This window comes from Brevirhabdus sp., assembly GCF_052826345.1.
Genome location: NZ_JBRBUA010000023.1, coordinates 1 through 3733, shown reverse-complemented (window position 1 = coordinate 3733; position 3733 = coordinate 1). Strand labels below are relative to the sequence as shown.

General features: G+C 64.7%; 5 protein-coding genes. 2 read left to right on the top strand and 3 right to left on the bottom strand.

The annotated features are described in order from the left end of the window. A partial coding sequence (gene rimO / locus ACU0BR_RS03995) for a 30S ribosomal protein S12 methylthiotransferase RimO (RefSeq protein WP_446155555.1) occupies positions 1-1105 on the bottom strand: 1105 nt, incomplete at its 3' end. 191 nt (positions 1106-1296) lie between these two features. Between rimO and ACU0BR_RS03990 the strand changes: the two genes are divergently transcribed. After that, on the top strand, positions 1297-1698 hold the full coding sequence (locus ACU0BR_RS03990; RefSeq protein ID WP_446155554.1) for a DUF1761 domain-containing protein: 402 nt from the start codon (positions 1297-1299) through the stop codon (positions 1696-1698). Positions 1699-1718: 20 nt separating this feature from the next. Here ACU0BR_RS03990 and ACU0BR_RS03985 read toward each other — a convergent pair whose 3' ends face one another. After that, positions 1719-2384 carry a TorF family putative porin gene (locus ACU0BR_RS03985; RefSeq protein WP_446155553.1) on the bottom strand — a complete coding sequence of 222 codons (666 nt, stop codon included), beginning with the start codon at positions 2382-2384 and terminating at the stop codon, positions 1719-1721. 208 nt (positions 2385-2592) lie between these two features. After that, on the bottom strand, positions 2593-2751 hold the full coding sequence (locus ACU0BR_RS03980) for a lipoprotein (protein ID WP_446155552.1): 159 nt from the start codon (positions 2749-2751) through the stop codon (positions 2593-2595). Positions 2752-2978: 227 nt separating this feature from the next. Here ACU0BR_RS03980 and ACU0BR_RS03975 point away from each other — a divergent pair. Next, the coding region (locus tag ACU0BR_RS03975; protein WP_446155551.1) for a hypothetical protein at positions 2979-3733 on the top strand (755 nt) is incomplete at its 3' end.

Genomic DNA, 3733 nt, shown 5'->3' with positions numbered 1-3733 from the left:
TCACCGCCTCGGGCACCGGGTTCGGCAGATCATTGGCCTGCGCGCCCTCCACGGGTTCGAAGCGAAAGCCGCCGACGCGGTCCAGCTGTGCCTCTTCCAGCCAGTCGAGGAGATATTTGAAATCGTCCTCGGTCTCGCCCGGAAAGCCCACCACGAAGCTGGATCGGACCGTGAGGTCGGGGCAGATCTCACGCCATGCCTTCAGCCGGTCGAGCACCTTGGCCTCGTTCGCGGGGCGCTTCATGGCGCGCAGAACGGAGGGGCTGGCGTGCTGGAACGGGATGTCGAGATAGGGGGTGACCAGCCCCTCGGCCATCAGCGGGATGACCGCGTCGACATGCGGATAGGGATAGACATAATGCAGCCGCACCCAGGGCGGCACGCCGTCCGCGGTGCGCAGACCGCCCAGTTCGCGGGCGAGATCGGTCATGTGGGTGCGGACCGGGCGGTCCTTCCACAAGCGCTCCTCGTGCCGGACGTCCACACCGTAAGCAGACGTGTCCTGTGAAATGACCAGCAGTTCCTTCGTCCCGGCGGCCACCAGCTTCTCCGCCTCGCGCAGGACGGCGTCGATGCGGCGACTGGCCAGCTTCCCGCGCAATTGCGGGATGATGCAGAACGCGCAGCTGTGGTTGCAGCCTTCCGAGATCTTCAGATAGCTGTAGTGCCGCGGCGTCAGCTTGATGTCGGGCTGGGGGATCAGGTCGACGAACGGCCCGCGGGTCCATGGTGCGGCCTCGTGCACCGCTTCCACGACCTGTTCGTACTGATGCGCGCCGGTAACGGCGAGCACCTGCGGAAAGCGGGCGCGGATCGTGTCCGCCTCCTCGCCCATGCAGCCGGTCACGATGACGCGGCCATTTTCCGCCATCGCCTCGCCAATCGCTTCCAGCGATTCCTCCTTGGCGGAATCCAGAAAGCCGCAGGTGTTGACCAGCACCACGTCCGCGCCCGCGTAATCCGGGCTCATCGCATAGCCGTCGGCGCGCAGCCGGGTGAGGATGCGTTCGGAATCGACCAGCGCTTTGGGGCAGCCAAGGCTCACCATGCCCACCTTGGGCGAAGGCGCGATGCGGCTGGGTGCGGATTCGGTTTCGGTTACCATGCGCGCGCCCCTACACCGCATCGCTCCGCTGCGCCAGAACGAGTGACCCCCATTACAACATCGGGTTCGCACCCATTCTCTTTGGGAATAAACAATATTGCAGCCTTTTCATTTGTTGCCGGTTTGGCTTACCCTGCTGTCAGCAAATCCTGATTGCTGGCGCAAACCCTGCGAACGGGGCGGGAGATCGAATGGGACCGGTGGATTGGTTCGGCGGCATTCTGGCCGCGCTGGCGGCGATGGCCGTGGCGGCGGGCTGGTACCGGCTGTTCGCAAGGCCGTTGGCGGTTCGCGCCGGACCGGGCGGTCTGGAGGTGCGGCGGCGGCCCTTCATCACCATCGGCGGCACCTATGTCCTCGTGCAGCTTTCCGCTTTCATGTTGGCGCATATGTTTGCGCGGCTGTCCGATCCTTCGAAGTGGTGGCTCTATTTCATGATGAGCGGCGGGATCGCGCTGTTCTTCGTGATCCCCGCCTTGTGGACCAATTATCTGCACCAGCGCCATCCGCGCAGCATCGCGCTGATCGACGCTGGCTTCTGGCTGACCGCCTATCTGGCGATGGGCGCGGTGTTCTGGCTGCGCAGCCTTTAGGCGCAGTTTTTGCGCACCCGTCAGAAACGTATCATCGCCCCTGCGACCAGTTTCTGCCCGTAATGGTCATCCAGCACCGGCTGGCGCAACTCGCCGCGGCTGACGTCGGTGTCGCTATAGGTCAGGCTCAGCGAAAAGGGCGCGAGGTAATATTCGGTGCCAATCGCCCAGTCGGTATAAGAGGCTGCGGGCCGAAGCCGGGTGTTGCGCCCCGATCCGTCTGACGATCCGGTGGAATGGCCGACATGGCCGCGCACGACCCACGGCGTTGCCGGAATGCCGAGATAGGCGCCTGCACGGGTATAGAAATTGCTGCCGCCGATGGCATCCTGCGACGGGGCATAGCTTGCCAGCAAATCGATTTGTGCCGGCCCCAGCGAAGCGCCGACGCCTGCCTCGACCTCAGCATAGTCAAGTTCGCCGGTGCCGCCCGCGAACAGGTGCCAGACCGCGCCGGCGCGCCAGTCGATCAGGCCCGCGTAATCGGAATAGGTCGCCGCAAGGTCGAAGCCCGCGTCGGCACCGCCATGCCGGTCGGATCCGCGCAAGGTCGCGCCCTGCGCCGAAACGCTCAGCGCGCTCGACACCGGGACTTCGACGAAGATGCGGGCAGCGGCCTCGCCATCACTCCAGCTCAAGCCGCGTTCGCGCAGGTCGGTCATGACGTCCATTTCGATCACCGGCATGCCTTGCGCCAAGGCAGGACCGCCGGAAACGGCGATGGCTGCCAGCACAGCGAGCGAGAGGCAGCGGCGGACGGTGGGTGACTGCGAATGTGAAACCGGTCTTCTCCGTAGACTGCGAAAGGCCTCCGCCCGTTTCGCGATGGGGCGGAAGGCCGATCTATCGAACCTGCAAGGCTCGGCAAAGGGTTGGTGTTGTTTTTCCCGAGGTCTATCGCACGCGGCAGCGCGGCTTCATCCACATGCAGCGGTCGGCAACGGGGCTGTCGGAACTTGCGGCGGGATTGCCGGGTGCCGCATTCATGGGCGATGTCGACGCGCAGCCGGCCAATGCGGCCGCCGCGACGAGCAGCGTCACTGTCTTTTTCATTATGTCCTGTCCTGCAAACATTGTTTTTGTTTTGGGACCGCCTCGATAGTCAGATCCGCTTGCCGGACTGTGGCGCAATTGTAATGTCGTATGTCAGACGCTTACCGCTCATCCTCGCCCGGTTCGAAAGGGCCGGGACACGGTAGTGACAAGCACGCTCGTTCACGGCTATGGTTGCAGTTGTAACCAGATACTACCCAGCAGCTTTCCCCAAACCGGAGTTTGCCATGCGCTTTGCGCTGACCGCCTTTACGACCCTTGGCCTTGCGTCGATTGCCCTGTCCGCCTGTTCGACTTCCGAAGCGGCGCAGGAGCCGCTCGTCTCGCCGATCCTGACGAGCGAGGAAGCGAAGGACACCTCGACCTATGCGCAGCCCGGGGTGGCGCGGGTGACGCATGTGGCGCTGGACCTCGCGCTCGATTTCGAAGCGAAGGACGTGTTCGGGACCGCCACTCTGGACGTCATGGCCGAGGACGATGCCGACACGGTCGTTCTCGACAGCGACGGGCTGCGCATATCGGCAATCACCGATGCGGACGGCAATGCGCTGGACTACACGGTCGGCGAGCATGACGAGAAGCTGGGCGAGCCGATCACCGTCCAGATGGGCGATGCCCGGCAGATCAAGGTCACCTATCGCGCTGCGCCCGATGCGGCGGCACTGCAATGGCTGGACCCCGAGCAGACGGCGGGCGGGGAGCATCCGTTCCTGTTCAGCCAGGGCCAGGCGATCCTCAACCGCACATGGATGCCGACGCAGGACAGCCCGGGCATCCGCCAGACATGGGAAGCGCGCATCACCGCACCGAAACCGCTGACCGTCGTGATGTCGGGCCTGAGTGGCGGTGAGCCGGTGGAAGTCGACGGCGACCGCCGCGCGTTCAGCTTCAAGATGGACAAGCCGGTGCCGCCCTACCCGATCGCGCTGGCGGCGGGCGATATCGCGTTTCGCGAACTGGCCCCCCGCACCGGCGTATGGGC

Excerpts from the sequence above, each read along its gene's own strand:
- ACU0BR_RS03990 (WP_446155554.1), top strand. The coding sequence starts at position 1,297 with ATGGGACCGGTGGATTGGTTCGGCGGCATTCTGGCCGCGCTGGCGGCG.
- ACU0BR_RS03985 (WP_446155553.1), bottom strand. The coding sequence starts at position 2,384 with ATGCCGGTGATCGAAATGGACGTCATGACCGACCTGCGCGAACGCGGC.
- ACU0BR_RS03980 (WP_446155552.1), bottom strand. The coding sequence starts at position 2,751 with ATGAAAAAGACAGTGACGCTGCTCGTCGCGGCGGCCGCATTGGCCGGC.